This is a genomic window from Burkholderia sp. Tr-862, from assembly GCF_011753085.1.
In the GTDB taxonomy this organism is placed as follows: domain Bacteria; phylum Pseudomonadota; class Gammaproteobacteria; order Burkholderiales; family Burkholderiaceae; genus Burkholderia; species Burkholderia ambifaria.
Map to the genome: position 1 here is coordinate 1 of NZ_VWWG01000096.1, position 26,535 is coordinate 26,535.

Annotated in this window: 21 protein-coding genes; 11 read left to right on the forward strand and 10 right to left on the reverse strand. The window is 68.1% G+C overall.

Annotation, left to right across the window (positions count from 1 at the left end):
* Both F3J14_RS22665 and F3J14_RS22670 read left to right on the forward strand, forming a co-directional pair.
* Positions 1-562 (forward strand): uracil-DNA glycosylase (locus tag F3J14_RS22665; protein WP_247682272.1); only part of this gene is annotated, 562 nt, incomplete at its 5' end.
* The gene (locus tag F3J14_RS22670; RefSeq protein ID WP_166724915.1) at positions 559-1,518 is read left to right on the forward strand and encodes a DUF1853 family protein; all 960 of its coding nucleotides are present in this window, start codon (positions 559-561) and stop codon (positions 1,516-1,518) included. The genes F3J14_RS22665 and F3J14_RS22670, both read left to right, overlap by 4 nt.
* 18 nt (positions 1,519-1,536) lie before the next feature.
* Here F3J14_RS22670 and thiD read toward each other — a convergent pair whose 3' ends face one another.
* Together thiD and lplT are read right to left on the reverse strand one after the other, a co-directional pair.
* Positions 1,537-2,346 carry a bifunctional hydroxymethylpyrimidine kinase/phosphomethylpyrimidine kinase gene (gene thiD / locus F3J14_RS22675; protein ID WP_166724916.1) on the reverse strand — a complete coding sequence of 270 codons (810 nt, stop codon included), beginning with the start codon at positions 2,344-2,346 and terminating at the stop codon, positions 1,537-1,539.
* A gap of 58 nt (positions 2,347-2,404) precedes the next feature.
* A complete protein-coding gene (lplT, locus tag F3J14_RS22680) occupies positions 2,405-3,712 on the reverse strand; it encodes a lysophospholipid transporter LplT (protein WP_166724917.1) in 1,308 nt (435 codons plus the stop codon).
* Between the two features lie 218 nt (positions 3,713-3,930).
* On the opposite strand from lplT, the gene alr reads away from it, so the two are divergent.
* The 3 genes from alr (at position 3,931) to F3J14_RS22695 (ending at position 6,804) form a co-directional block, all read left to right on the forward strand.
* Positions 3,931-5,001, forward strand: a complete 1,071-nt coding sequence (gene alr / locus F3J14_RS22685; protein ID WP_166724918.1) for an alanine racemase — start codon at positions 3,931-3,933, stop codon at positions 4,999-5,001.
* Positions 5,002-5,012: 11 nt separating this feature from the next.
* Positions 5,013-6,389, forward strand: coding sequence for a DNA repair protein RadA (gene radA, locus F3J14_RS22690; RefSeq protein ID WP_012364148.1), 1,377 nt, complete (start codon positions 5,013-5,015; stop codon positions 6,387-6,389).
* Positions 6,390-6,537: 148 nt separating this feature from the next.
* Positions 6,538-6,804, forward strand: a complete 267-nt coding sequence (locus tag F3J14_RS22695; protein WP_006754544.1) for a DUF2866 domain-containing protein — start codon at positions 6,538-6,540, stop codon at positions 6,802-6,804.
* A 189-nt stretch (positions 6,805-6,993) separates the two neighbouring features.
* On the opposite strand, the gene F3J14_RS22700 is transcribed toward F3J14_RS22695, so the two are convergent.
* Positions 6,994-8,925: an ATP-binding cassette domain-containing protein gene (locus F3J14_RS22700; RefSeq protein WP_166724919.1), complete on the reverse strand. Its 1,932-nt coding sequence runs from the start codon at positions 8,923-8,925 to the stop codon at positions 6,994-6,996.
* A 136-nt stretch (positions 8,926-9,061) separates the two neighbouring features.
* Between F3J14_RS22700 and F3J14_RS22705 the strand changes: the two genes are divergently transcribed.
* On the forward strand, positions 9,062-9,541 hold the full coding sequence (locus tag F3J14_RS22705; RefSeq protein ID WP_166724920.1) for a glutathione peroxidase: 480 nt from the start codon (positions 9,062-9,064) through the stop codon (positions 9,539-9,541).
* Between the two features lie 129 nt (positions 9,542-9,670).
* Here the strand turns inward: F3J14_RS22705 and cls are convergent, their stop codons facing one another.
* The 6 genes from cls to dapC all read right to left on the reverse strand — a co-directional run bounded on the left by cls (position 9,671) and on the right by dapC (position 15,863).
* Complete coding sequence (gene cls, locus F3J14_RS22710; RefSeq protein ID WP_166724921.1) at positions 9,671-11,110, reverse strand: cardiolipin synthase; 1,440 nt, start codon at positions 11,108-11,110, stop codon at positions 9,671-9,673.
* A 114-nt stretch (positions 11,111-11,224) separates the two neighbouring features.
* Positions 11,225-12,133, reverse strand: a complete 909-nt coding sequence (gene prmB, locus F3J14_RS22715) for a 50S ribosomal protein L3 N(5)-glutamine methyltransferase (RefSeq protein ID WP_166724922.1) — start codon at positions 12,131-12,133, stop codon at positions 11,225-11,227.
* An 11-nt stretch (positions 12,134-12,144) separates the two neighbouring features.
* Entirely contained in the window at positions 12,145-13,284 is a 1,140-nt protein-coding gene (dapE, locus tag F3J14_RS22720) for a succinyl-diaminopimelate desuccinylase (RefSeq protein WP_166724923.1), read from the reverse strand.
* Positions 13,285-13,374: 90 nt separating this feature from the next.
* Positions 13,375-13,743: an ArsC family reductase gene (locus tag F3J14_RS22725; protein ID WP_006755454.1), complete on the reverse strand. Its 369-nt coding sequence runs from the start codon at positions 13,741-13,743 to the stop codon at positions 13,375-13,377.
* Positions 13,743-14,570 carry a 2,3,4,5-tetrahydropyridine-2,6-dicarboxylate N-succinyltransferase gene (gene dapD / locus F3J14_RS22730; protein WP_006759623.1) on the reverse strand — a complete coding sequence of 276 codons (828 nt, stop codon included), beginning with the start codon at positions 14,568-14,570 and terminating at the stop codon, positions 13,743-13,745. Before dapD ends, F3J14_RS22725 begins: the two co-directional genes overlap by 1 nt.
* 45 nt (positions 14,571-14,615) lie before the next feature.
* On the reverse strand, positions 14,616-15,863 hold the full coding sequence (gene dapC, locus F3J14_RS22735) for a succinyldiaminopimelate transaminase (protein WP_105784976.1): 1,248 nt from the start codon (positions 15,861-15,863) through the stop codon (positions 14,616-14,618).
* A gap of 174 nt (positions 15,864-16,037) precedes the next feature.
* Between dapC and F3J14_RS22740 the strand changes: the two genes are divergently transcribed.
* The 5 genes from F3J14_RS22740 (at position 16,038) to def (ending at position 24,785) form a co-directional block, all read left to right on the forward strand.
* A complete protein-coding gene (locus tag F3J14_RS22740; RefSeq protein WP_166724924.1) occupies positions 16,038-16,979 on the forward strand; it encodes a DMT family transporter in 942 nt (313 codons plus the stop codon).
* Positions 16,980-17,117: 138 nt separating this feature from the next.
* Positions 17,118-20,630 carry a chromosome segregation protein SMC gene (gene smc, locus F3J14_RS22745; protein ID WP_166724925.1) on the forward strand — a complete coding sequence of 1,171 codons (3,513 nt, stop codon included), beginning with the start codon at positions 17,118-17,120 and terminating at the stop codon, positions 20,628-20,630.
* A gap of 85 nt (positions 20,631-20,715) precedes the next feature.
* Positions 20,716-22,008 carry a cell division protein ZipA C-terminal FtsZ-binding domain-containing protein gene (locus tag F3J14_RS22750; RefSeq protein WP_166724926.1) on the forward strand — a complete coding sequence of 431 codons (1,293 nt, stop codon included), beginning with the start codon at positions 20,716-20,718 and terminating at the stop codon, positions 22,006-22,008.
* A 171-nt stretch (positions 22,009-22,179) separates the two neighbouring features.
* A complete protein-coding gene (ligA, locus tag F3J14_RS22755; RefSeq protein ID WP_166724927.1) occupies positions 22,180-24,255 on the forward strand; it encodes an NAD-dependent DNA ligase LigA in 2,076 nt (691 codons plus the stop codon).
* The gene (def, locus tag F3J14_RS22760; RefSeq protein WP_166724928.1) at positions 24,252-24,785 is read left to right on the forward strand and encodes a peptide deformylase; all 534 of its coding nucleotides are present in this window, start codon (positions 24,252-24,254) and stop codon (positions 24,783-24,785) included. The genes ligA and def overlap by 4 nt, the downstream gene beginning before the upstream one ends.
* Before the next feature lie 106 nt (positions 24,786-24,891).
* Here def and F3J14_RS22765 read toward each other — a convergent pair.
* On the reverse strand, positions 24,892-26,535 hold a 1,644-nt coding region (locus tag F3J14_RS22765; protein WP_166724929.1), incomplete at its 5' end, for a pseudouridine synthase.

Genomic DNA, 26,535 nt, shown 5'->3' on the forward strand with positions numbered 1-26,535 from the left:
GATGCGCAAGCTCGACTCGAAGGACCCGACGCCGCTGATGGCGCTCGCGCTGATCAAGATCCAGCAGAAGAAGCTCGATGACGCGAGCGCGTACCTGAAACAGTACGTGCAGCTCGGCGACAAGCAGGGCGAACCGTTCGTCGGCCAGGCCGGCAAGCTGCTCGACAACATGCTGCAGTCGCTGGCGCTCAAACGCGGCGAGAACGTCTACATCGCGAACGTGATCAAGTGCCGGCCGCCCGGCAATCGCAACCCCGAACCCGACGAGGTCGCGCGCTGCGAGCCGTACCTGCAGCGCCAGGTCGCGCTCGTGAAGCCGAAGCTGATTGTCGCGCTCGGCCGCTTCGCCGCGCAGACGCTGCTGAAGACGGACGCGAGCATCGCGTCGCTGCGCGGCCGCGTGCATACGTACGAAGGCGTACCGGTGATCGTCACCTACCACCCGGCGTACCTGCTGCGCAGCCTGCAGGACAAGTCGAAGGCGTGGGCCGACTTGTGCCTTGCGCGCGATACGTTCCAGCAGGCGGGGGACGCCGACGCGACCGGGCCGGTCGGACAATGACGCACGGCGCGGCGTTCGCGTTCGTCGATACGCTGCGCGATGCCGCGGTCCGCGATCTGGGCTGGCTCCTCGGGAGCCCGAGCCTGCTCACCGCGGCGCCCGGCGCGCCGCTCGCGCATCCGTGGTCGGATGCGCTCGAACGGGTGGCCGTCGAAGCGTGGCTCGTCGCGCTCGACGCCGCGCCCGAGCCGCTGCACCGTGCGCTCGACGGGCTGCGGCCGGTGCGGCTCGGACGCTATGCCGAATGCCTGCTCGAATATTTCCTCACGCACGGGCCGTCGCTGCGGCTCGTCGCTGCCAATCTGCCGCTGCGCAGCAACGGCAAGACGCTCGGCGAGGTCGATTTCCTCGTCGATGCGCCGGGCGGGCAGCGCCTGCACTGGGAGCTCGCCGTGAAGTGCTACCTGTGCGCGCCGGTGGAGGGCGACGCATCGCTCGCGGATTTCGTCGGTCCGAATCTCGTCGACCGCCTCGATCGCAAGCGCAGCCGGCTGCTCGAGCATCAGTTGCGGTTGAGCGATCGCCACGGGTTTGCGCTGCTCGGCTACGGCGCGCCGTCCGATGCGCAGATGTTCATCAAGGGGTGGCTGTTCTATCCGCACGGTGTGCCGCTGCCGCCGGTCTGCGCGGAAATCGCGGCCGATCATCCGCGCGGCTTCTGGCTGACGCACGCGCAGTGGCCGGCGTGGGCGGCCGCGCAACCCGACGGTGCGGCGTGGAACGTGCTGGCGCGGCTGGCTTGGCTCGCGCCGCGGCGGGCGGTGGCCGATGCCGCGCCCGAACCGCTGGCGAATTCGCTTGCGCTGCCATCCGTACTGACGGCGCGCCAGGCGCCCGCGCTGATCGGCGTTCATCGACAGGGCGGCGACGGTGTGTGGCGGGAGACGGCGCGCGGCTTCATCGTGCCGGACGACTGGCCGGCGCGCGCGCAGGCGTTCGCCGCGCAGGACGACTGACGCCGCGTCAGCCGGCGCTTACCACCAGCGATGGAAGTGATGGACCGGGCCGACGCCGTGGCCGACGTCGAGCCGGCCGCTCGCGGCGATCGCGCCGGTCAGGTAGACCTTCGCTTCGCGTACCGCACTCTCGAGATCCGGCTGCCGCGGCAGCAGCGCGGCGATCGCCGACGACAACGTGCAGCCCGTGCCGTGCGTGTTGCTGACCGGCACGCGCGTGCCGCCGAGCCGCACGGCATGCGCCGCATCGACGAGCCAGTCGGGGCTCGCGGCCGCATCGGGCAGGTGGCCGCCTTTCATCAGCACGGCGTTCGCGCCGGTCTGCAGCAGCGCCTGGCCCTGCCGGACCATCTCGTCTTCGGTCGTCGCGGGCGTGTCGCCGAGCAGGGCGGCCGCTTCGGGCAGGTTCGGCGTGACGACGGTCGCGAGCGGCAGCAGCACGTCGCGCAACGCGTCGACCGCGTCGGGTGCGAGCAGCGCGTGCGAACTCTTGGAAATCATCACCGTATCGAGCACGACGAAGCGCGGCGCGTAACGCCGCAGCGCGTCGGCCACCGCATGCACGATCGCCGCGTTCGCGAGCATGCCGATCTTGACCGCGTCGATGCGGATGTCGTCGAACACCGCGTCGAGCTGCGCGGTCACGAACGCCGCGTCCGGCGCGTGCACGCCGCTCACGCCGCGCGTATTCTGCGCGGTCAGCGCGGTGATCACGCTCGCGCCGTACGCGCCGAGCGCGGAGAAGGTCTTGAGGTCGGCCTGGATGCCTGCGCCGCCGCCCGAGTCGGAGCCGGCGATCGTCAGGACGTTGGGTATCGGGTGCGTCATGATGGCAAGGCGCCGGTGCGAAGACCGGCGCCGACGGACGGAAACGGAAAGTGTAGCGTCAGTGCCGCGACTCGCCGATCAGCGCGACCGAGTCGAACTGGCGCTGGTTCGCCTGGTGACGACGCATCACGAGCCACATCGTCAGGCAGACGAACGTGCCGAACAGCACGATAACGACGCCGACCGGCACGTCGAGCCAGACCAGCACCGCATACAGGCACAGCATCACGAGCACCGACAGGTTCTCGTTGAAATTCTGCACCGCGATCGAGTGGCCGGCCGACAGCAGCACGTGGCCGCGATGCTGCAGCAGCGCGTTCATCGGAACCACGAAATAGCCGGACAGCGCGCCGACGCCGATCAGGAAGATGTACGCGACGATCAGGTACACCGGCAGGCGCAGGTGGCCGAAATGCACGGCCCAGTGCGCGGGGAACAGGTCGCGCGTGTAGAACGCCATCAGCATGACCGCGATGCCCATGATGATGCCGACGGGCAGAACGGAGAGCGACTTCTTCAGCGGGATTCGCGCGGCGGCGGCGATCGCGCCGCCCGCGACGCCCACCGCGACCACGGCCTGCAGGAGCGCGCCTTCGGACAGCGACATGTTGAGCGAGACTTCGGCCCACTTCAGCACGATGAACTGCAGCGTCGCGCCCGCGCCCCAGAACAGCGTCGTGACCGCGAGCGAGATCTGGCCGAGCTTGTCGCGCCAGAGCACCATGAAACAGTCGGCGAAATCGGTGAGGAGCTTGACCGGGCCGCGCTCCTGCTTCGGGTAGCGCGCGCCGGTATCGGGAATTCGCAGGTTGAACATCGCGGCGATCACGTAGATCGCCATGATGATCGCCATCGCCGCTTCGGCGGGCGTGCTGATCCAGGCGGGCGTGTGCGCGATCACGTGCGATGCGATGTGAGGGCTGATCAGCGCGCCGCCGAGCACGGTGCCGAGAATGATCGAACTGACGGTCGTGCCTTCGATCCAGCCGTTCGCGGCGACGAGCCGGTCGGCCGGCAGCAGCTCGGTCAGGATGCCGTATTTCGCGGGCGAGTAGGCCGCGGCGCCGAACCCGACGATCCCGTACGCGATCAGCGGGTGGGCGCCGAACAGCATGATCAGGCAGCCGACCACCTTGATCGAGTTGGTGATGAACATCACGCGCCCCTTCGGACGCGAATCGGCGAACGCACCGACATAGGCCGCCAGCACCACATAGGACAACACGAAGAACAGCTTGAGCAGCGGTGTCATCCAGTTGGGGGCGTGAAGGTCTTTCAGCAGGGCGATGGCGGCGATGAGAAGCGCATTGTCGGCCAACGACGAGAAAAACTGCGCGGCCATGATGGTGTAAAAACCTTTTTTCATCTGATGCGATGCTTTCGTCGCTGCGGCAGGGCCGCGTAGGCCGCCTGGTATGCGATCGGCTTATTCCGTTCGAAATGGGTTGTGCGCACGGCTTTATAACACGAAAATACGGCAATTCGGACTAGCAAGATTCCCCGATCGTTCCGCAAATTGTCGGCTTCGGTGCTCAAAAGGCGCGGTAAGCTGATGATTCGCAAGCGTCTTTACGTAAATTTCCCATGCCGCGCCCGATCTCCGCCACCATCCATACCGCCGCTCTCGCGAACAATCTCTCCGTCGTCCGCCGATTTGCCGGCCCGTCCAAGGTCTGGACGGTCGTCAAGGCCAACGCGTACGGCCACGGTCTCGCGCGCGTGTTTCCCGGCCTGCGCGGCACCGACGGCTTCGGCCTGCTCGACCTCGACGAGGCCGTGAAGCTGCGCGAGCTTGGGTGGGCCGGCCCGATCCTGCTGCTCGAGGGGTTCTTCCGCTCGACCGACATCGACGTGATCGACCGCTACAGCCTGACGACCACCGTCCACAACGACGAGCAGATGCGGATGCTGGAGACGGCGCGGCTGTCGAAGCCCGTCAACGTGCAGCTCAAGATGAACAGCGGAATGAACCGGCTCGGCTACGTGCCGGAGAAATACCGCGCCGCGTGGGAGCGCGCCCGTGCGTGCCCCGGCATCGGCCAGATCACGTTGATGACCCATTTTTCGGACGCCGACAACGAGCGCGGCGTCGCCGAGCAGCTCGCGACGTTCGAGCGCGGCGCGGAAAACATCGCCGGCGCGCGTAGCCTCGCGAATTCGGCGGCCGTGCTGTGGCATCCGGATACGCACTTCGACTGGGTGCGGCCGGGGATCATCCTGTACGGCGCGTCGCCGTCGGGACTGTCGGCCGACATCGCCGACACGGGGCTGAAGCCTGCGATGACGCTCGCATCCGAGCTGATCGCGGTGCAGACGATCGCGAAGGGGCAGGCGATCGGCTATGGCTCGACGTTCTCCGCGCCGGCCCAGATGCGCATCGGCGTCGTCGCGTGCGGCTACGCGGACGGCTATCCGCGCGTCGCGCCCGAAGGCACGCCGGTGATCGTCGACGGCATCCGCACGCGGATCGTCGGCCGCGTGTCGATGGACATGATCACCGTCGACCTCACCCCGTGCCCGCAGGCCGGGGTCGGCGCGCGGGTCGAGCTGTGGGGCAACGCGTTGCCGATCGACGACGTCGCGCGCCATTGCGGGACCATCGGCTATGAACTAATGTGCGCGGTCGCCGGCCGCGTACCGGTGCGCGCGGAATAAGGGCGGCACGCGTGGCGAAACAGAAAACCGTCTATGTCTGCAGCGAGTGCGGCGGACAAACCCCGAAGTGGCAGGGGCAATGCCCGTCGTGCCAGGCCTGGAACACCCTCGTCGAATCGGTCGCGGAGTCGCCGGCCGCCCATCGCTTCCAGTCGCTCGCGAAGCGGGCGCCGGTGCAGCGGCTCGTCGACATCGAGGCGGCCGACGTGCCGCGCTTCTCCACCGGCATCGGCGAATTCGATCGCGTGCTGGGCGGCGGGCTGGTCCCGGGAGGCGTCGTGCTGATCGGCGGCGATCCGGGCATCGGCAAGTCGACGCTGCTGCTGCAGTCGCTCGCGGACATCGCGAACGAGCGCCGCGCACTCTATATCAGCGGTGAGGAATCGGCCGCGCAGATCGCGTTGCGCGCGCAACGGCTCGCGCTGCTCGACGGCGGCGCGCCGGCGGCCGAGCTGAAGCTGCTCGCCGAGATCCAGCTCGAGAAGATCCAGGCCGCGATCGACGCGGAACGCCCGGACGTCGCCGTCATCGACTCGATCCAGACCGTCTATTCCGAAGCGCTGACGTCGGCGCCGGGCTCGGTCGCGCAGGTGCGCGAATGCGCGGCGCAGCTCACGCGCATCGCGAAGCAGTCCGGCACGGCGATCATCATGGTCGGGCACGTGACGAAGGAGGGCAACCTCGCCGGCCCGCGCGTGCTCGAGCACATCGTCGACACGGTGCTGTACTTCGAGGGCGACACCCATTCGTCGTTCCGGCTCGTGCGCGCGTTCAAGAACCGCTTCGGCGCGGTCAACGAGCTCGGCGTGTTCGCGATGACCGAGCGCGGGCTGCGCGGCGTCGCGAACCCGTCCGCGCTGTTCCTGTCGCAGCACGAGCAGGTCGTGCCGGGTTCCTGCGTGCTCGTCACGCAGGAAGGCACGCGCCCGCTGCTCGTCGAAGTCCAGGCGCTCGTCGATACGGCGCACGTGCCGAATCCGCGCCGGCTCGCGGTCGGCCTCGAGCAGAACCGGCTCGCGATGCTGCTCGCGGTGCTGCACCGGCACGCGGGCATCGCGTGTTTCGACCAGGACGTGTTCCTGAACGCGGTGGGTGGCGTGAAGATCACCGAACCGGCTGCTGACGTCGCCGTGCTGCTCGCGATCCATTCGTCGATGCGCAACAAGGCGCTGCCGAAGGGCCTGATCGTGTTCGGCGAGGTGGGGCTGGCGGGCGAGATCCGGCCGTCCCCGCGTGGCCAGGAACGGCTGCGCGAGGCCGCGAAGCTCGGCTTCACGGCCGCGCTGATCCCGAAGGCGAATGCGCCGAAGCAGCCGATCGAAGGGCTGAACGTGATGGCCGTCGAGCGGATCGAGCAGGCGATCGACCGCGTGCGCGATCTCGAATGACCGTGCGTGGCCGGCACCCGTGCGCGGCGGCCGGCCACGATCTGTCGCGTAATTCGTTGTAAAGAATATGTAGGCTTCTGTAACCCGCCGGACATCGCTTTTCCCTATCCTTTGCCGGATTGTCGAACCGCGCAATGGAAGGGAACCTATGTTCAAACAGTATGGGGATGCGGCCAGCGGACGCCTTTACAACCTGCGCGGCTGCCGCGTATCGGAGCCCATCGTTCACCCGTGGGGCGGCGGATGCCGGATCGTGGAGTGGATCGACGAAGAAGGGCGCCTGGCACGCCGGGTCGTGTCCGAGGACGTGACGGAAGCGGAAGTCGCCGCGGCGATCCGCCAGCCGACCGAAGGGCGGCGTCACCTGATGGACGATGACGAGCAACTGCCGCGCGATACGTTGCCGCGGCGTTGAGCGGGTGGCCGACCCGACAACGACAGTCATACCTGCAATGAAGAGGCCGGGCCAGGGCGCCCGGCCTTGTCGTTTGCGGGCCGCATGCAGCCGGCCCGGTTCGTGGGGTCTTGACGCCGCCATGTCTTGACGCCGCCATGGATGCCACGCCACCGATCAAGCGACCAGCCGACGGCACCCGGCTCGCGTTCAGCCGATCTGCTCGAGCTCTTCCTGCACGGCGAGCCAGTCGGCTTCGACTGTCTCGAGCCGGGTATTGACCTCGCCGAGCTTGCGGATCGCTTCGGTCAGCTCCGTCTTGCGCGCGGCCTCGTAGCTCGCCGGATCGGCGACGAACGTGTCGAGGCGCGCCTTCTCCGCGTGCAGCGTTTCCATTTCCTTTTCGAGCTTCGTGACGCGGTTCTGCAGCGGCCTTTTCAGCTGCGACAGGCGCTGGCGCTCCTCGGCCGCCTGGCGCTTCTGGTCCTTGCGATTGACACCCGTATCGGCGCCCGTCGCTGCCGCGCTGTCGGCCTTCGCGGCCGCGCGCTGCTCGGCCGCGTGCTGCAGCAGCCAGTCGCGGTAATCGTCGAGGTCGCCGTCGAACGGCTGCAGGCGGTGCTTCGCGACGAGCATGAATTGGTCGGTGGTCGCGCGCAGCAGGTGGCGGTCGTGCGAGACGAGGATCAGCGTGCCTTCGAACTGCGCGAGCGCCATCGTCAGCGCGTGACGCGTTTCGAGGTCGAGGTGGTTGGTCGGCTCGTCGAGCAGCAGCAGGTTCGGTTTCTGCCAGATGATCAGCGCAAGCGCGAGCCGCGCTTTCTCGCCGCCGGAGAACGGGCCGACCGGGCTCGTCGCCATGTCGCCGGAGAAGTTGAAGCCGCCGAGAAAGTCGCGCAGTTCCTGCTCGCGCGTGTCGGGCGCGAGCCGTGCGAGATGCGCGAGCGGCGAATCGTCCTCGCGCAGCGTTTCGAGCTGGTGCTGCGCGAAATAGCCGATCGTCAGGCCTTTGCCGTCGCGCACGTGGCCCGACAGCGGTGCGAGTGTGCCGGCCAGCGTCTTGATCAGCGTCGACTTCCCCTGGCCGTTTGCGCCGAGCAGGCCGATGCGCTGGCCGTTCTGGATCGACAGCGCCACGCGTTCGACGATCGGGATGTCCGTGCCGTCGTCGGCATGGTAGCCGCAGCGGACGTCTTCCATCACCATCATCGGGTTCGGCGCGGCGTCGGGCGTGCGGAACTCGAACGTGAACGGCGACGCGATGTGCGCGGGCGCGATCAGCTCCATCTTCTCGAGCGCCTTCATCCGGCTCTGCGCCTGCTTGGCCTTGGTCGCCTTGGCCTTGAAGCGGTCGACGAAGCTCTGCAGGTGCTCGATCGTCTTCTGCTGCTTTTCGTATGCGTTTTGCTGCAGCGCAAGCTGCTGCGCACGCAGCACTTCGAATTGCGAGTAGTTGCCGCCGTAGCGCTTCACCTGGCGATTTTCCAGATGCAGCGTGACGTTGCAGATCGAGTCGAGGAATTCGCGGTCGTGCGAGATCACGACGAGCGTGCCGGCGTAGCGGTGCAGCCAGTCCTCGAGCCAGACGATCGCGTCGAGGTCCAGGTGGTTGGTCGGTTCGTCGAGCAGCAGCAGGTCGGAGCGGCACATCAGCGCCTGCGCGAGGTTCAGGCGCATGCGCCAGCCGCCGGAGAAGCTGGCGACCGACTCGCGCGTCTGCGCGAGCGTGAAGCCGAGGCCGAGCAGCAGCGCTTCGGCGCGCGCCGGTGCGGTATAGCCGTCGGCGTCGGCGAACGCCGCGTGCGCGTCGGCTTCGGCCGCGCCGTCATGCGCGGCCGACGCGGCGGCGATGCGCGCCTCGATCTCGCGCAGCGCGGTGTCGCCGTCGAGCGTGTAGTCGAGCGCCGAGCGGTCGACCGCGGGCGTTTCCTGCGACACGTGGGCGATCCGCCACGACGGCGGCATCGAGAAATCGCCGGCGTCGGAATGCAGCTCGCCGCGCAGGACCGAGAACAGCGTCGATTTGCCGGCGCCGTTCGCGCCGATCAGGCCGGCCTTTTCACCGGGATTGAGCACGAACGAGGCCGACTCGAACAGCGGTTTGGTGCCTCGAGCAAGGCTGAACTGATTGAAACGGATCACGGCGGGAATGACTGACCAAAACCGCTATTCTAGACTGCGCGCGCGTCGCTCCGGATATCGGCCGAACGGCGGGTGCCGCAACGGCGCGATTTCGCCTAGACTCCACGTCGTTCCGGTCTCATAAAAGGAGTGCCCGATGTCCACCCTGTATTCGTTCAGCGCGGAGACGCTCGCCGGTGAGCCGGCGTCGCTCGATGCGTATCGCGGCAAGGTGCTGCTGATCGTCAATACCGCGAGCGAGTGCGGTTTCACGCCGCAGTATGCGGGCCTGCAGAAACTGTACGACCAGTACGCGGCGCGCGGCTTCTTCGTGCTCGGCTTTCCGTGCAACCAGTTCGGCAAGCAGGAGCCGGGCGACGCCACGCAGATCGGCGCGTTCTGCGAGCGCAACTACGGCGTCACGTTCCCGATGTTCGCGAAGGTCGACGTGAAGGGCGACCATGCGCATCCGCTGTACCGCTATCTGACCGACGAGGCGCCCGGCATTCTCGGCCTGAAGGCGATCAAGTGGAATTTCACGAAATTCCTGGTCGACCGCGACGGGCGGATCGTCAAGCGCTATGCGCCGTCGACGAAGCCCGAGGAAATCGCCGCGGATATCGACAAGCTGCTGTAACGCCGTGAAGCGGCGAGCGGGCCGTCCGGACCGAACGGGCCGTGACTGCGGTGCCGGGCCGGATGGGGCGAAAGCGGGTGCCGCCATCCGGGCGGCGCCGGGCCGGCGCTCGGGCGAGCGCTACGGGCGCTACAGGATGGGTGCGAACAGGCGCGCGACGTGCATGGCGATGCGCCGCCACGCGGGCGAGTGCCGATACTCGTTCGCATCGACTTCGTAGGCCTGCGCGAAATCGGCGTCGAGCATGGCCTCGACTTCGTCGGCGAACGCGCGATCGACGGTCAGCACCATGATTTCGAAGTTCAGCCGGAACGAGCGGTTGTCGAGATTCGCGCTGCCGACCGCGGCCGCGATGCGGTCAATCAGCACGACTTTCTGGTGCAGGAAGCCGGGCCGGTAGCGGAACACCTTGACGCCTGCGTCGACGAGATCGCGCGCATAGAGCTTCGACGCCTCGAACACGACGTAGTGGTCGCGCCGGCACGGGATCAGGATACGCACGTCGACGCCGCGCATCACCGCGAGCTTCAGCGCGGCGATCACCGCTTCGTCGGGTATGAGATACGGCGTCGTGATCCACACCCGTTCGTGCGCGGCGTTGATCGCCCCGACGAAGAACAGCGAGCCGGTTTCCTGCTTGTCGGCCGGCCCCATCGGCACGGCGAGGCAATGCATCGCGTCGCCGGGCAGCGCCTCCGGCGGCGCGGCGAGCGGCGGAAGCGTCTGCGTGGCCCAGTGCCAGTCTTCGGCGAACACGTACTGAATGCTGGCGACCACCGGGCCGCGGATTTCGATATGGGTGTCGCGCCACGGCGACAGGCGCCGGTTCGCGCCGAGATATTCGACGCCGACGTTGTGTCCGCCGACGAACGCGCGATTGCCGTCGACGACGACGATCTTGCGATGGTTGCGGAAGTTCAGCTGGAAGCGGTTGACGAACTTGCGGTGGGTCGCGAACGGATGGACCTCGACGCCGCCGCGGCGCAGCGTGTCGACGTAGCTGTGCGGCAGGTCGAAGCAGCCGATGCTGTCGTACAACAGGTAGCAGCGCACGCCGGCTGCCGCGCGTGCGAGCAGCGCGTCGCGCAGCATCAGGCCGAGCGCGTCGACGCGCACGATGAAGAACTGGACGAACACGTAATCGCGCGCCGAGTCGATCGCCGACAGGATCGCCTCGAAGGTCGCATCGCCGTTGACGAGCGTGCGCACCGAATTGCCGCCGACGAACGGCATCCCGCCGAGCCGCGTGAGCGCGAGCACCGCAGCCCGGCCAATCGCGTCGACCGCCGGCCCGTTGGTTGCGTCCGCATTGAGCCATGGCACGCGCGGCGTGTGCGTGCGCAACGTTTCCATCTCGTGGCGCCGCGCGTCGACGTAGCCGGAGAACTTGCTGCGACCGAGGAACAGGTAGGGGATGAGCGTCAGGTACGGCATCGCGGCGAGCGACACGGCCCACGCGATCGCGCCTTGCGACGTGCGCGTGTTCATGAGCGCGTGACACGCCGCGATGATCCCGAGCACATGGACGGCCAGGATCAGGGTGCCGAGATGTAGCCAGTCGAGGGTCATGGGCGCGTGACGGACTCCTGAGGTCGTGCGGCGCGACGGCCGCTTACGCGCATCTTACCCAACCGTGCGGGACAGCGGTGTGCCGTACCGCACGGTTGCAGCCGCGGCGCGCCGTCAGGCCTTGCGCGGCAGGTCCGACGCCTGGATCAGGAACACCGTGTCGTCGCCCGCGCTGGTGGGCAGCCACGTGAGTTCGAGGCCGCCGAACGCGGCTTCGACGTGTTCGCGCTCGTTGCCGATCTCGACGACGAGCACGCCGTCGTCGTGCAGCCACTTGTGCGCTTCCGAGATGATTCGCCGCACGATGTCCATTCCGTCCTCGCCGCCCGCGAGCGCCATCTCCGGCTCGTGCCGGTACTCGGGCGGCAGGGCTGCCATCGACGTCGCGTTCACGTACGGCGGGTTCGTCAGGATCACGTCGTAGCGCGCGTCGGGTTCCGCGCGGAACGCGGGCAGCGGCGCGTAGAGGTCGCCACGATGCAGCGTGATGCGCTCGTCGAGGCCGTAGTCGCTCACGTTGATCCGGGCGACTTCGAGTGCCTTGTCGGACAGGTCGACGGCGTCGATCTCGGCATTCGGGAACGCGCTGGCGGCGAGAATCGCGAGGCAGCCGGAGCCGGTGCACAGCTCGAGCACCGCGCCAACCTGCTCGGGGTCGGCGACATACGGCTGCAGCCCGTCGTCGAGCAGCTCGCCGATGAACGAGCGCGGCACGATCACGCGCTCGTCGACGTAGAAGCGGTGGCCGTGCATCCACGCTTCATGCGTGAGGTACGCGGCCGGCACGCGCTCGGTCGCGCGTCGTTCGATCACCGCGAGCACGGCCGCGATTTCATCGGGCAGCAGGTGCGCATCGAGGAACGGCTCGAGCGTGTCGAGCGGCAGGTCGAGCGTGTGCAGCACGAGGTAGGCGGCTTCGTCGTACGCGTTGTCCGAGCCGTGGCCGAATGCGAGCTTGGCCTTCGAGAAGCGCGTGACCGCGTAGCGCAGCAGGTCGCGAATCGTTGCAAATGGTGTCGTCATGCGAGGCTCCGTCAGGCGATCAATTGTTCGAGCACGCGTCGGTACACGTTCTTCAGTGGGTCGACGAAGCGCACGTCGATGTGCTCGTCGATCTTGTGGATGCTGCCGTTCGGCGGGCCGAACTCGATCACCTGCGGGCAGATGCGCGCGATGAAGCGTCCGTCGGACGTGCCGCCCGTCGTCGACAGCTCGGTCGTGAGGCCGGTCTCGGCGCGGATCGCGTTCTCCAGCGCGTTCGACAGGTCGCCGCGCGGCGTGAGGAACGGCAGGCCGCTCACCGACCACTTCAGCGTGTATTCGAGGCCGTGCTTGTCGAGGATTGCATGCACGCGTGCCTGCAGGCCCTCGACGGTGCTCGCCGTCGAAAAGCGGAAGTTGAACATCAGGTCCGCGTGGCCGGGGATCACGTTGGTCGCGCCGGTGCCGGCATGCAGGTTCGACACCTGCCAGGTGGTCGGCGGGAAGTATTCGTTGCCTTCGTCCCACTGTTCGGCGGCGAGCTCGGCGAGCGCCGGCGCGAGCAGGTGGATCGGGTTCTTCGCGAGGTGCGGGTATGCGATGTGGCCCTGCACGCCCTTGACGACCAGCTCGCCCGACATCGAGCCGCGGCGGCCGTTCTTCACGACGTCGCCGAGCTCCGTGGTCGAGGTCGGCTCGCCGACGATGCAGTAGTCGAGGCGTTCGCCGCGCGCTTCGAGCAGTTCGACGACCTTCACGGTGCCGTCGGTGGCCGGGCCTTCCTCGTCGCTCGTGATCAGGAACGCGATCGCGCCGCGGTGGCCGGGGTGGGCCGCGACGAATTCCTCGGATGCGACGACGAACGCCGCGAGCGACGTCTTCATGTCGGCCGCGCCGCGGCCGTACAGCTTGCCGTCGCGATGCGCGGGGATGAACGGCGGCGAGGTCCACTGCTCGAGCGGGCCGGTCGGCACGACGTCGGTGTGGCCCGCGAACGCGAGCAGCTTGCCGTCGCGGCCGTCGGCGCCGCGCTTGACGGCCCACAGGTTGGTCACGCCGTGCGACGCGATGGTCTCGCATTCGAAGCCGAGCGCGGCGAGGCGCTCGGTCATGATCTGCTGGCAATGCTGGTCGTCGGGCGTGACGGACGCGCGGGCGATCAGCTGTTCGGTAAGGGCTAGGGTGGCGGACATGGTTCGGACCACTTTCGATAAAAAATGCCGGCGCGGTGGCCGGCAGTGACGAGACGTCGGGCTGCACCCGCGGGCGCAGCGCGGGCGGCCCTAGGCGGCAAACAGCGCCGCGTACTGATCGGCCACGAAGCCGAGCGATTTCACGCGGCCGTTGACGACGAGCACGGGACGCTTGATGACCGACGGCTTGTGGATCATCAGCGCGACCGCGCCGGACCGCGTTTCCGCGGCCGCCTTCATGGCGTCGTCCAGGCCGCGCCACGTCGTGCCGCGCTTGTTCACGAGCGCGTCGAGCGACACGTCCTTCAGCCAGTCTTCGACGAGCGGTGCGCTGACGCCGAGCTTCTTGAAGTCGTGGAACTCGAACTCGACGCCGTGATCGTCGAGCCACACGCGGGCCTTCTTCACGGTGTCGCAGTTCGGAATGCCGTAGACGACCACGGTGTGCGGCTTGGCCATCAGTCGCCTCGCAGCAGCTCGTTCAGGCCGACCTTCGCGCGGGTCTTCGCGTCGACTTTCTTCACGATCACCGCGCAGTACAGGCTGTGCGAGCCGTCCTTCGACGGCAGGTTGCCGGCAACGACGACCGAGCCGGCCGGGATACGGCCGTAGCTGACTTCGCCCGTTTCGCGATCGTAGATCTTGGTGCTCTGGCCGAGGTACACGCCCATCGAGATCACCGAGTTCTCTTCGACGATCACGCCTTCGACGACTTCCGAGCGCGCGCCGATGAAGCAGTTGTCCTCGATGATGACGGGATTCGCCTGCAGCGGTTCGAGCACGCCGCCGATGCCGACGCCGCCCGACAGGTGCACGTTCTTGCCGATCTGCGCGCACGAACCGACCGTGGCCCACGTGTCGACCATCGTGCCTTCGTCGACGTACGCGCCGATGTTGGTGTACGACGGCATCAGCACGACGTTCTTCGCGATGAACGAGCCGCGGCGCGCGATGGCCGGCGGCACGACGCGGAAGCCGCCCGCGGCGAAGTCTTCAGCGGTGTAGTTCGCGAACTTCGACGGCACCTTGTCGTAGAACTGCGAGTAGCCGCCGGCCGGCATCGGCGCGTTGTCCTCCAGGCGGAACGACAGCAGCACGGCCTTCTTCAGCCACTGGTGCACGGTCCAGTTGCCGTCGATCTTCTCGGCGACGCGCAGTGCGCCACGGTCGAGTTGCTCGATCGCATGAGCGACGGCTTCGCGGACGTCGGCGGGCGCGGCCTTCGGCGACAGCTCGGCGCGGTTTTCCCAGGCGGTATCGATGATTTGCTGAAGTTGTTGCGACATGTTCGTTTTCGCAGAAGATGAATGGAATTGATCGGGATGGACGTCTTACCGCGCGAGAGCCCGGCAGAAATCGACGATGCGTTGCGCGCCCTCGACGCATTCAGGGGTGCCCGCGACGAGCGCGATCCGGATGAAATCGCGGCCCGGATTCGTGCCATGCGCGTCGCGCGCCAGGTACGAGCCGGGCAGAACCGTCACATTATAGTCGGCGTACAGGCGGCGGGCGAACTCGGTGTCCGACAGGCCGGTGCGCGCGACGTTGGCCCACAGGTAGAACGCGGCGTCGGGCAGCTTCACGTCGATCACGTCGGCCAGCATGGGCGTGACCGTGTTGAACTTCTGCAGGTACAGCGCGCGGTTCTCGCGCACGTGCGCCTCGTCGTTCCACGCGGCGATGCTCGCGTGCTGCCAGACCGGCGACAGCGCGGCACCATGGTACGTGCGGTACAGCAGGAATTTCTTGAGCAGCGCGGCGTCGCCGGCGACGAAACCCGAGCGCATGCCCGGCACGTTCGAGCGCTTGGACAGGCTCGACAGCATCACGAGGCGTTCGAAGCCGCGGCCGAGGCGGTGCGCGGCCTCGAGGCCGCCGAGCGGCGGCGCCGCTTCGTCGAAATAGATTTCCGAATAGCACTCGTCGGACGCGATCACGAAACCGTGGCGGTCGGACAGCGCGAACAGCTCGCGCCAGTCGTCGAGCGTCAGCACGGCGCCCGTCGGGTTGCCCGGCGAGCACACGTACAGCAGCTGGGTGCGCGCCCAGACCTCGTCGGGCACGGCCGCGTAGTCACACGCGAAGTTGCGCGCCGGGTCGCTGTTCGCGAAATAGGGTTCGGCACCGGCCAGGAGCGCCGCGCCTTCGTAAATTTGATAGAACGGATTCGGACAGAGTACGATCGCCTTCTTGCCGTCCGCGCTCGCGCGCGAGTCGATCACCGTCTGCGCGAGCGAGAACAGCGCCTCGCGCGACCCCGACACGGGCAGCACTTGCGTGGCCGGATCGATCGCCGGCAGCCCGTAGCGGCGTTCGAGCCAGTGCGCGATCGACGTGCGCAGCGCGTCCGAGCCGGCCGTGGCCGGGTACGACGCGAGGCCGTCGAGCGCGGCCACCACGGCGTCGCGGATCAACGCCGGCGTCGGGTGCTTGGGCTCGCCGATGCCGAAGCTGATCGGTTTCAGGCCGGCGCCGGGCGTACCGGCACCGGGCATACCGGCACCGGGCGTCACGTCCTTGAACAGGGCGCGCAGCTTTTCGAAGGGATAGGGCTGGAGCGAGTCGAGTCGAGGGTTCACGGGCGAAGCGGCCGTCGCGGCCGGTTGGAGCGAAAGGGGCGGCGCAGGTGCCGCACGGTTGCGAACGGGCGCCGACGGCGCGCGGCTCGCAGCGGACGATTATAGCGTGACGCAATGCGGTCACGGCCCGCCGGAGCGGCGGCCGGGCCGGTCGAATAAAGGGTATCGAACCAAATGAATAACGCGGTACGCGGCAGCCTGCCGACGCTGGCCATCCTGATCGGCGCTTCGGTATGGGGCCTGATCTGGTATCCGCTGCGCATCCTTGCGTCGCTCGGCCTCACCGGCACGCTGGCGAGCGCGCTGACGAGCCTCGTCGCTTTCCTGTTCGTGATCGTCGTGCGCCACCGCACGATCGCGACGCTGCGCTGGCACTGGGTGCTGCCGGGCATCGCGATCACGGCCGGCGTGACCAACCTCGGCTTCGTGTGGGGTACGATCCACGGCGAAGTGCTGCGCGTGATGCTGCTGTTCTACCTGACCCCGGCGTGGACCGCGATCTACGCGCATTTCCTGCTGCGCGAGCGCCTGACCTGGGCCGGCGCGGGGCTCGCGGCGCTGTCGATCGGCGGCGCGATGCTGATGCTGTGGTCGCCGACGCTCGGCGTGCCGCTGCCGGCCAACCCGGCCGAATGGGCGGGGCTCGCGGCCGGCCTGAGTTTCGCGATGAGCAACGTGCTCGTGATCAAGGCGAGCCGTGAGCTGCCCGAGATGCGCGCCGAGATGCGCACCGCGACGCTGTTCGGAGGCGCGGCGGTGTTCGGCGCGATCGCGTCGCTGTTCGAGGGGCTGCCGGCCGCGCCGGCCGGCGGCCAGCTCGGCACCGCCGCGCTGATCATCGTCGCGATCGGCGTGACGATCGCGGTGAACAACCTGCTCGTGCAATACGGGCTTGCGCGCGTGCCGGCAAACCGCGCGTCGATCATCATGCTGTTCGAGATCGTGATCACCGCGCTGTCCGCATGGGTGTTCGCGAGCGAACTGCCGAGCGCGCGCGAGTGGGCGGGCGGCGCGTGCATCGTGCTGGCGACGCTGCTGTCGAGCCGGGTCCATCGTGCCGCGCCGGCACGGGGCAAACCCGGCGACGGGCGGGACGGCGCGCGCGCGATGGTATGATGGAAGCCGTTTGCGGGGCCCAACGCTGGATGCGCGCGGCCCCGCTTTTGAATTCCGGGGCGCATCGCGCACACGGGCCGTCCGGCCCCGCGCGTCGCGGCCCGTCCGTTTCACACCTTCTTCACATCCGATACCGCCGTGCGTCTGAGCTCGATCAAACTCGCTGGCTTCAAATCCTTTGTCGATCCCACGCATTTCCAGGTTCCGGGCCAGCTAGTCGGCGTGGTCGGCCCGAACGGGTGCGGCAAGTCCAACATCATCGATGCCGTGCGCTGGGTGCTCGGCGAGTCGCGCGCGTCCGAGCTGCGCGGCGAGTCGATGCAGGACGTGATCTTCAACGGCTCGACCGCCCGCAAACCCGGCAGCCGGGCAAGCGTGGAGCTGATCTTCGACAACTCCGACGGCCGCGCGGCCGGACAGTGGGGCCAGTACGGCGAGATCGCCGTGAAGCGCGTGCTGACGCGCGACGGCACGTCGAGCTACTACATCAACAACCTGCCGGCGCGCCGCCGCGACATCCAGGACATCTTCCTCGGCACGGGCCTCGGCCCGCGTGCGTACGCGATCATCGGCCAGGGCATGATCGCGCGGATCATCGAGGCGAAGCCGGAAGAGCTGCGCGTGTTCCTCGAGGAAGCCGCGGGCGTGTCGAAGTACAAGGAACGCCGCCGCGAGACCGAGAATCGCCTGCACGACACGCGCGAGAACCTGACGCGCGTCGAGGACATCGTCCGCGAGCTCGGCGCGAACCTCGAGAAGCTCGAGGCGCAGGCCGTCGTCGCGACCCGGTACAAGGAACTCGTCGCCGATGGCGAGGAGAAGCAGCGCCTGTTGTGGCTGCTGCGCAAGAACGAGGCCGCGGGCGAGCAGCAGAAGCAGCAGCGCGCGATCGAGCAGGCGCAGATCGACCTCGAGGCGCAGACGGCCCGGCTGCGCGAGGTTGAGTCGCAGCTCGAGACGCTGCGGGTCGCGCATTACTCGGCGAGCGACGCGATGCAGGGCGCGCAGGGCGCGCTCTACGAGGCGAACGCCGAAGTGAGCCGCCTCGAGGCCGAGATCAAGTTCATCGTTGAATCGCGCAACCGCGTGCAGGCGCAGATCGCCGCCTTGAACGCGCAGCGCGAGCAATGGCGCGCGCAGGCCGAGAAGGCGCAGGACGAGCTCGAGGAAGCCGAGGAAGCGCGCGCGATGGCCGACGAGAAGGCCGCGCTCGCTGAAGACAACGCGGCCGCGAAACACGACGCGCTGCCGGCGCTCGAAGCGAAGTGGCGCGATGCGCAGGCGCAGCTCAACGACGAGCGCGCGCGCATTGCGCAGACCGAGCAGTCGCTGAAGCTCGAGGCCGCGCACCAGCGCAATGCCGACCAGCAGCTCCAGCAGCTTCAGCAGCGCCATGAGCGCCTGAAGTCCGAGGCGGGCGGGCTTGATGCGCCGGACGAAACGCAGCTCGAAGAGTTGCGCATGCAGCTCGCCGAGCAGGAAGAGATCCTCGCCGAGGCGCAGGCGCGTCTTGCCGATGCGCAGGAAGCGCTGCCGCGCCTCGACGGCGAACGCCGTGCCGCGCAGGAGCGCGTGCAGGCCGAAAGCACGCAGATCCACCAGCTCGAGGCGCGGCTCGCCGCACTCAAGCAGCTGCAGGAGAACGTGCAGACCGAAGGCAAGATCCAGCCGTGGCTCGACAAGCACGAACTCGGCGCGCTGCCGCGCCTGTGGAAGAAGCTGCACGTCGAAGCGGGCTGGGAAGCGGCGCTCGAGGCCGTGCTGCGCGAGCGCCTCGCCGCGCTCGAAGTGTCGAACCTCGACTGGGTGAAGGCGTTCGCGACCGATGCGCCACCCGCGAAGCTTGCGTTCTACGCGCCGCCGGCCGCCGGTGAACCGCCGGCCGCCGCGGCCGGGCTGCGCCCGGTGCTGTCGCTCGTGCGCATCGACGATGCGGGCATTCGTGCGGTGCTGAACGACTGGCTCGGCAACGTGTACGTTGCCGACGACGTCGCGCAGGCGCTCGCGACGCGTGCGCAACTGCCGGCAGGCGGCGCGTTCGTCGTCAAGGCCGGCCACATCGTCACGCGCGTCGGCGTGCAACTGTACGCGGCCGATTCGGAGCAGGCCGGAATGCTGGCCCGCCAGCAGGAAATCGAGAACCTGGCCCGCCAGGTGCGTGCGCAGGCGCTCCTCGCCGACGAGGCCCGCACGGCCGCGGTGCGGGCGGAAGCCGCGCACACGCAGGCCACGCAGGCGCTCGGCGACGTGCGCGCGCAGGCCGAACGCGCGACGCAGCGCGTGCACGCGCTGCAGATGGACGTGCTGAAGCTCGCGCAGGCGCATGAACGCTACACGCAGCGCAGCACGCAGATCCGCGAGGAACTCGAGGAAATCGGCGCGCAGATCGACGAGCAGCGCGCATTGCGTGCTGAATCGGAAGCGAACTTCGAGCGTTTCGACGGCGAACTCGCGGAACTGCAGGCGCGCTTTGAGGACAACCAGCTCGCGTTCGAAGCGCTCGACGAATCGCTGACCCAGGCGCGCCAGGAAGCGCGTGATCTCGAGCGCGGCGCGAACGACGCGCGCTTCGCCGCGCGCAACGCGGTCACGCGGATCGACGAGCTCAAGCGCAGCATCCAGGTCGCGCACGAGCAGAGCGAGCGCGTCGCCGCGTCGCTGGAAGACGCGCGCGCCGAACTCGAAACGATCAACGAGCAGACCGCGCACACGGGCCTGCAGGACGCGCTCGAAATTCGCGCGGTGAAGGAAGAAGCGCTGCAGGCCGCGCGGATCGAACTCGACGACCTGACCGCGAAGCTGCGCGCGTCGGACGAGCAGCGTCTCGTCGCCGAGCGTTCGCTGCAGCCGCTGCGCGACCGCATCACCGAGCTGCAGTTGAAGGAGCAGGCCGCGCGCCTGTCCGTCGAGCAGTTTGCCGAGCAGCTCACGACGGCCGAGGTCGACGAGGAAGCGCTGAGCGAGAAGCTGACGCCGGACCTGAAACCGTCGTACCTGCAGGGCGAGGTCACGCGCCTGAACAACGCGATCAACGCGCTGGGCCCGGTGAACATGGCCGCGCTCGACGAGCTGAAGGCCGCGAGCGAGCGCAAGGTGTTCCTCGATGCGCAGTCGGCCGACCTGACCGATGCGATCACGACGCTCGAGGACGCGATTCACAAGATCGACCAGGAAACCCGCACGCTGCTGCAGGGCACCTTCGACGAGGTCAATCGTCACTTCAGCGACCTGTTCCCGCGCCTGTTCGGCGGCGGCCAGGCGAAGCTGATCATGACGGGCGACGAAATCCTCGACGCGGGCGTGCAGGTGATGGCGCAGCCGCCGGGCAAGAAGAACGCGACCATCCACCTGCTGTCGGGCGGCGAGAAGGCGCTGACCGCCACCGCACTGGTGTTCGCGATGTTCCAGCTGAACCCGGCGCCGTTCTGTCTGCTCGACGAGGTCGACGCGCCGCTCGACGACGCGAACACCGAGCGTTTCGCGAATCTCGTGCGCGCGATGTCCACCAAGACGCAGTTCCTCTTCATCTCGCACAACAAGATCGCGATGGAGATGGCGCAGCAACTGATCGGCGTGACGATGCAGGAGCAGGGCGTGTCGCGGATCGTCGCGGTGGACATGGAAACCGCCGCGGGTTTTGCCCAGAATTGACGTTTGACGAAACCGGACCGCGTTCGCGCGGCGCATGGGCGCCCGTTCGCGGGTCCGACGAAAAAGAATTGCTGATGGAGCGTGCATGGACGAGTTGACACTCGGTTTGATCGGCGCCGGCGCCGTCGTGGTGGGCGGCGTCGTGGTCTACAACGCGTGGCAGGGCGCGAAGGTGCGGCGCAGGATGCCGCGCCCGATGCCGGAAGAGGCGGCCGAGGCGATGAATCGCCCCGAGCGCGACGAGGAGCTGCCGTTCATCGAGCCGGTGCGCCAGCCCGCGCGCCGCGAACCTGCGGCACCGGCGCCGGGCGTCGCGAGCACGCCGGCTGAAGCAGCGCGCGTCGAGCCGACCTTCGGCGGCGTGGCGCCTGCCGACATGCCGGCCGATCTGCAGGCCGAGGCCACCGGGGGCGACACGCCGTCGGAATCGACCGAGCAGCCGGCCAGGCAGTCCGTCGACGCAGGTTCGGTCGCCGCCGCACATGAAGCGCCGGCCGGCGACGTATCGAACGAATCGGCCGAACCCGTGCTGCCGGCCGCGACGACGGTCTCGTCGGCACCGCCCGCGATCGTCGACCGCCGGATCGACTGCATCGTGCCGATTCGCCTCGGCGGGTCGCTGCCGGGCGAGAAGATCCTGCCGGCCGCGCAGCGGCTGCGCCGCGCGGGCAGCAAGCCCGTGCATATCGAAGGCAAGCCGGAAGGCGGCCAGTGGGAACTGCTGCAGAACGGCGTGCGCTATGAAGAACTGCGCGCGGCCGCGCAGCTCGCGAACCGCAGCGGCGCGTTGAACGAGCTCGAATTCTCCGAGTTCGTGACGGGCGTCCAGCAGTTCGCCGATGCGATCGACGGCGCACCGGAATTCCCGGACATGATGGAGACGGTCGCGATGGCGCGCGAGCTCGACGGCTTTGCCGCGCAGTGCGACGCGCAGCTGTCGATCAACGTGATGTCGGACGGCGCGCCGTGGTCGGCGAACTACGTGCAGGCCGTCGCATCGCAGGACGGGCTGCTGTTGTCGCGCGACGGCACGCGTTTCGTGAAGCTCGACGCGAAGCAGAACCCCGTGTTCATGCTGCAGTTCGGCGACACGAACTTCCTGCGCGACGACCTGACGTACAAGGGCGGCAACATGATCACGCTGGTGCTCGACGTGCCGGTCGCCGAAGAGGACATCCTGCCGTTCCGGCTGATGTGCGACTACGCGAAGTCGCTGTCCGAGCGGATCGGTGCGCGGGTCGTCGACGATTCGCGCCGGCCGCTGCCGGAATCGACGCTCGTCGCGATCGACCAGCAACTGATGAAGCTGTACGCGAAGCTCGAGGAAGCGGGCATCCCGGCCGGTTCGCCGGTCACGCGACGCCTGTTCAGCCAGTAACGCGTTTCACGGGCGGTGGCCATCGGTGCCACCGTCCGTCGCTGCACTGCCGCACACACGCGGCCTGTGTGCGCTGCAGCCGGCTTGCGCGGCACGCATCGCGTGCCCCCGTCGCGGCGTCAAACTGAGATAATCGAACATCCGATTTTTCAGAACGAAACTGCCGCCAGCATGGCCCGAACCCAAGCCGAACCGCCAGCCAGCCAGCCCGACGCGCGTGCCGCGTGGTTGCGCGACCAACTCGAGCGGGCGAATTACGCCTATTACGTGCTCGACCAGCCGGACCTGCCCGACGCCGAATACGATCGACTGTTCGGCGAGCTGCAGCAACTCGAAACCGATCATCCCGAACTCGTGACGCCCGATTCGCCGACGCAGCGCGTCGGCGGCGAAGTGGCGGGCGGTTTCACGCCGGTCGTCCATGATGCGCCGATGCTGTCGCTGAACAACGGCTTCGCCGACGAGGACATCGCCGCGTTCGACAAGCGTGTCGCCGATGCGCTCGACAAGACGACCGATCTCGCCGGCTCGGTGACGGACCCTGTCGAATATGCGTGCGAGCTGAAGTTCGATGGGCTCGCGATCTCGCTGCGCTATGAGCACGGCGTGTTCGTGCAGGCGTCGACGCGCGGCGACGGTACGACCGGCGAGGACGTGACGGAGAACGTCCGCACGATCCGCTCGATCCCGCTGAAGCTGAAGGGCGCGCACGTCCCGGCCCTGCTCGACGTGCGCGGCGAGGTGCTGATGTTCAAGCGCGATTTCGCACGCCTGAACGAACGCCAGCGCGCGGCTGAGCAGCGCGAATTCGCGAACCCGCGCAATGCGGCGGCCGGCAGCCTGCGCCAGCTCGATCCGAAGATCACCGCGCAGCGTCCGCTGTCGTTCTTCGCGTACGGGATCGGCGTGCTCGACGGCATGCCGATGCCTGACACGCACAGCGCGCTGCTCGACTGGTACGAGTCGTTCGGCCTGCCGGTGAACCGCGAGCGCGCGGTCGTGTACGGCGCCGACGGCCTGCTCGGCTTCTTTCGCAAGGTCGGCGAGAAGCGCGAGTCGCTGCCGTACGACATCGACGGCGTCGTCTACAAGGTGAACCGGCGCGACGAACAGGATCGCCTCGGCTTCGTGTCGCGCGCACCGCGCTTCGCGCTCGCGCACAAGTTTCCCGCACAGGAAGCGCTGACCAAGCTCGTCGCGATCGACGTGCAGGTCGGCCGCACGGGTGCGATCACGCCGGTCGCGCGGCTCGAACCCGTGTTCGTCGGCGGCGCGACGGTGACCAACGCGACGCTGCACAACGAGGACGAAGTGCGCCGCAAGGACATCCGGATCGGCGATACCGTGATCGTGCGGCGTGCGGGCGACGTGATCCCCGAAGTCGTCGGCGCGCTGCTCGATCGCCGGCCGGAAGACGCGGCCGAATTCGTGATGCCGACCGAGTGCCCGGTGTGCGGCTCGAAGATCGAGCGGCTGCCGGACGAGGCGATCGCGCGCTGCACGGGCGGCCTGTTCTGCCCGGCGCAGCGCAAGCAGGCGCTGTGGCACTTCGCGCAGCGTCGCGCGCTCGACATCGACGGGCTTGGCGAGAAGATCATCGATCAGCTAGTCGAACTGAATCTCGTGCGCACGCCGGCCGACCTGTTCAATCTCGGTTTCGCGACGCTCGCGGAACTCGACCGGTTCGCCGAGAAGTCCGCACAGAATTTGCTCGACTCGCTCGAGAAGGCGAAGCACACGACGCTCGCGCGCTTCATCTACGGGCTCGGGATCCGCCATGTCGGCGAATCAACCGCGAAGGATCTCGCGAAGCACTTCGGGTCGCTGACCCCGATCATGGACGCGTCGATCGAGGAACTGCTCGAAGTCAACGACGTCGGGCCGATCGTCGCCGAGTCGATCCACCAGTTCTTCGCGGAAGAACACAACCGCACCGTGATCGAGCAGCTGCGCGCGCCCGGCAAGGTCACGTGGGCCGAAGGCCCGCCCGCGCCGAAGGCGCCGCAGGGTGTGCTGGCCGGCAAGACGGTCGTGCTGACGGGCACGCTGCCGAATCTCACCCGCGATGCGGCGAAGGAGATGCTCGAAGCGGCCGGCGCGAAAGTCGCGGGCTCGGTATCGAAAAAGACGGATTACGTGGTCGCGGGCGCCGATGCCGGCAGCAAGCTCGCGAAGGCCGAGGAACTCGGCATCCCCGTACTGGACGAAGACGGACTGCACCAACTCCTGGAGGGCAACACGCCATGATTCGCGAGATCCTGAAGATGGGCGATCCGCGCCTGCTCGAAGTCGCCAAGCCGGTCGAGCAGTTCGACACGCCGGAACTGCACGAGATCGTCGCGGACATGTTCGAGACGATGCATCACGCGAACGGCGCGGGGCTCGCCGCGCCGCAGATCGGCATCGGGCTGCAGCTCATCATCTTCGGCTTTGGCAGCAACAACCGCTATCCGGATGCGCCGCCCGTGCCCGAGACCGTGCTGATCAACCCGAAGCTCGAGTACATGCCGCCGGACATGGAAGAGGGATGGGAAGGCTGCCTGTCGGTGCCGGGCATGCGCGGCGTCGTCAGCCGCTATGCGAAGGTGCGCTACAGCGGCTACGACCAGTTCGGCGCGAAGATCGACCGCGTGGCGGAAGGCTTCCACGCGCGGGTCGTCCAGCACGAATACGACCACCTGATCGGCAAGCTGTATCCGATGCGGATCACCGACTTCACGCGCTTCGGCTTCACCGAGGTGCTGTTCCCGGGGCTCGATCCGACTGACGACGACTGACCGGCACGCGGCGGTGCGCGATGTTGCGCGCCGTCGTCGTGTCGGAAACGAAAAAGCCCGCTTGCGCGGGCTTTTTCATTGCGTGGCACGCCGTGCGTGCCCGCTGTCAGAACGATTCGTCGGGCGACAGGTAGCGCCATTGCCCTTGCGGCAGCGCGCCGAGCATCACGCGGCCCATGCGCACGCGCTTCAGGCCGATCACTTCGAGACCGACCAGTTCGCACATCCGGCGGATCTGGCGCTTCTTGCCTTCACGCAGCACGAAACGCAGCTGTTCGCCGTTCTGCCAGCTCACCATCGCGGGCTTCAGTGCGACACCGTCGAGTTCGAGGCCGTGGCGCAGCTTCGCGAGCGATTCGGCGGGGAAGTGCTGGTCGATGTCGAGCAGCCGTTCGCCGAAGCGCACGCGCACCAGGTACTCCTTGTCGATGTCCGACTGCTCGCCGATCAGCTGCTTCGCGATCCGGCCGTTCTGCGTCAGCACGAGCATGCCGGTCGAATCGATGTCGAGCCGGCCGGCCGGTGCGAGCGCGTGCAGATGCTGCGGCGAGAAGCGCAGCGGCGAGCGGTCGCCGCTCCACTGGTTGGCGCGCGTGATCAGCACCGACGCGGGCTCGTAGCCGTCTTCCGCCTGGCCGGACACATAGCCGACCGGCTTGTGCAGCAGGATCGTCACCTGCGCGGCCTGCGCGGCGCTCGCGCGCTCGTCGATCTCGATCTTCTGGTCGGGACGGACCTTGGTGCCGAGCGTGTCGATGCGTTCGCCGTCGACGAGCACCCAGCCCTTTTCGATCCATTCGTCGGCTTCGCGGCGCGAGCACAGGCCGAGTTCGGACATGCGCTTCGACAGGCGCATCAGGCCGGTTTCGTCGCCGTGATCGATGTCGGCGGCGCGGTGCTTGACCGGTTGTGCGGTCTTCGGCGCAGTGGCGGTCGAGCGGCGCTCGCCGAAGCTGCGCTTTTCGCCGTAGCCGGTTGCCTTGTCGCGATAGGGGGCGCGTGCGCCGCCTTCGGCGCCTGCGCGGCGCGGGCGCGCATCGTCGTCGCTGCGGCGTGCCGGGCGGTCGGACGATGTACCGAAGCTGCGCTTCGGCGCATCGCCGGTGGCCTTGTCGCGATAGGGTGCGCGTGCGCCGCCTTCGGCGCCTGCGCGACGCGGTCGTGCATCGTCGTCGCTGCGGCGTGCCGGGCGGTCGGACGATGTGCTGCGCTCGCCGAAGCTGCGCTTTTCGCCGTAGCCGGTTGCCTTGTCGCGATAGGGGGCGCGTGCGCCGCCTTCGGCGCCTGCGCGACGCGGTCGTGCATCGTCGTCGCTGCGGCGAGCCGGGCGGTCGGACGATGTACTGCGTTCGCCGAAGCTGCGCTTTTCGCCGTAGCCGGTTGCCTTGTCACGATAGGGTGCGCGTGCGCCGCCTTCGGCACCTGCGCGGCGCGGCCGTGCATCGTCATCGCTGCGGCGTGCCGGGCGGTCGGACGGCGTACGGCGATCGTCGAAACTGCGCTTCGCGCCTTCGCCGGTTGCCTTGTCGCGATAGGGTGCGCGTGCACCGCCTTCTGCGCCTGCACGGCGCGGGCGTGCATCGTCGTCACTGCGGCGAGCCGGGCGGTCGGACGACGTACGGCGTTCGCCGAAGCTGCGCTTCTCGCCGTAGCCGTCTGCCTTGTCGCGATACGGTGCGCGTGCGCCGCCTTCGGCGCCTGCGCGGCGCGGCCGCGCATCGGGCGTGCCTTCGGCGCTGCGATACGGACG

Bases quoted from the DNA above. Each gene is read 5' to 3' on its own strand.
- F3J14_RS22670 (WP_166724915.1), top strand. From the start codon at position 559: ATGACGCACGGCGCGGCGTTCGCGTTCGTCGATACGCTGCGCGATGCC.
- thiD (WP_166724916.1), bottom strand. From the start codon at position 2,346: ATGACGCACCCGATACCCAACGTCCTGACGATCGCCGGCTCCGACTCG.
- lplT (WP_166724917.1), bottom strand. From the start codon at position 3,712: ATGAAAAAAGGTTTTTACACCATCATGGCCGCGCAGTTTTTCTCGTCG.
- alr (WP_166724918.1), top strand. From the start codon at position 3,931: ATGCCGCGCCCGATCTCCGCCACCATCCATACCGCCGCTCTCGCGAAC.
- F3J14_RS22695 (WP_006754544.1), top strand. From the start codon at position 6,538: ATGTTCAAACAGTATGGGGATGCGGCCAGCGGACGCCTTTACAACCTG.
- F3J14_RS22705 (WP_166724920.1), top strand. From the start codon at position 9,062: ATGTCCACCCTGTATTCGTTCAGCGCGGAGACGCTCGCCGGTGAGCCG.
- cls (WP_166724921.1), bottom strand. From the start codon at position 11,110: ATGACCCTCGACTGGCTACATCTCGGCACCCTGATCCTGGCCGTCCAT.
- prmB (WP_166724922.1), bottom strand. From the start codon at position 12,133: ATGACGACACCATTTGCAACGATTCGCGACCTGCTGCGCTACGCGGTC.
- dapE (WP_166724923.1), bottom strand. From the start codon at position 13,284: ATGTCCGCCACCCTAGCCCTTACCGAACAGCTGATCGCCCGCGCGTCC.
- F3J14_RS22725 (WP_006755454.1), bottom strand. From the start codon at position 13,743: ATGGCCAAGCCGCACACCGTGGTCGTCTACGGCATTCCGAACTGCGAC.
- dapD (WP_006759623.1), bottom strand. From the start codon at position 14,570: ATGTCGCAACAACTTCAGCAAATCATCGATACCGCCTGGGAAAACCGC.
- F3J14_RS22740 (WP_166724924.1), top strand. From the start codon at position 16,038: ATGAATAACGCGGTACGCGGCAGCCTGCCGACGCTGGCCATCCTGATC.
- F3J14_RS22750 (WP_166724926.1), top strand. From the start codon at position 20,716: ATGGACGAGTTGACACTCGGTTTGATCGGCGCCGGCGCCGTCGTGGTG.
- ligA (WP_166724927.1), top strand. From the start codon at position 22,180: ATGGCCCGAACCCAAGCCGAACCGCCAGCCAGCCAGCCCGACGCGCGT.
- def (WP_166724928.1), top strand. From the start codon at position 24,252: ATGATTCGCGAGATCCTGAAGATGGGCGATCCGCGCCTGCTCGAAGTC.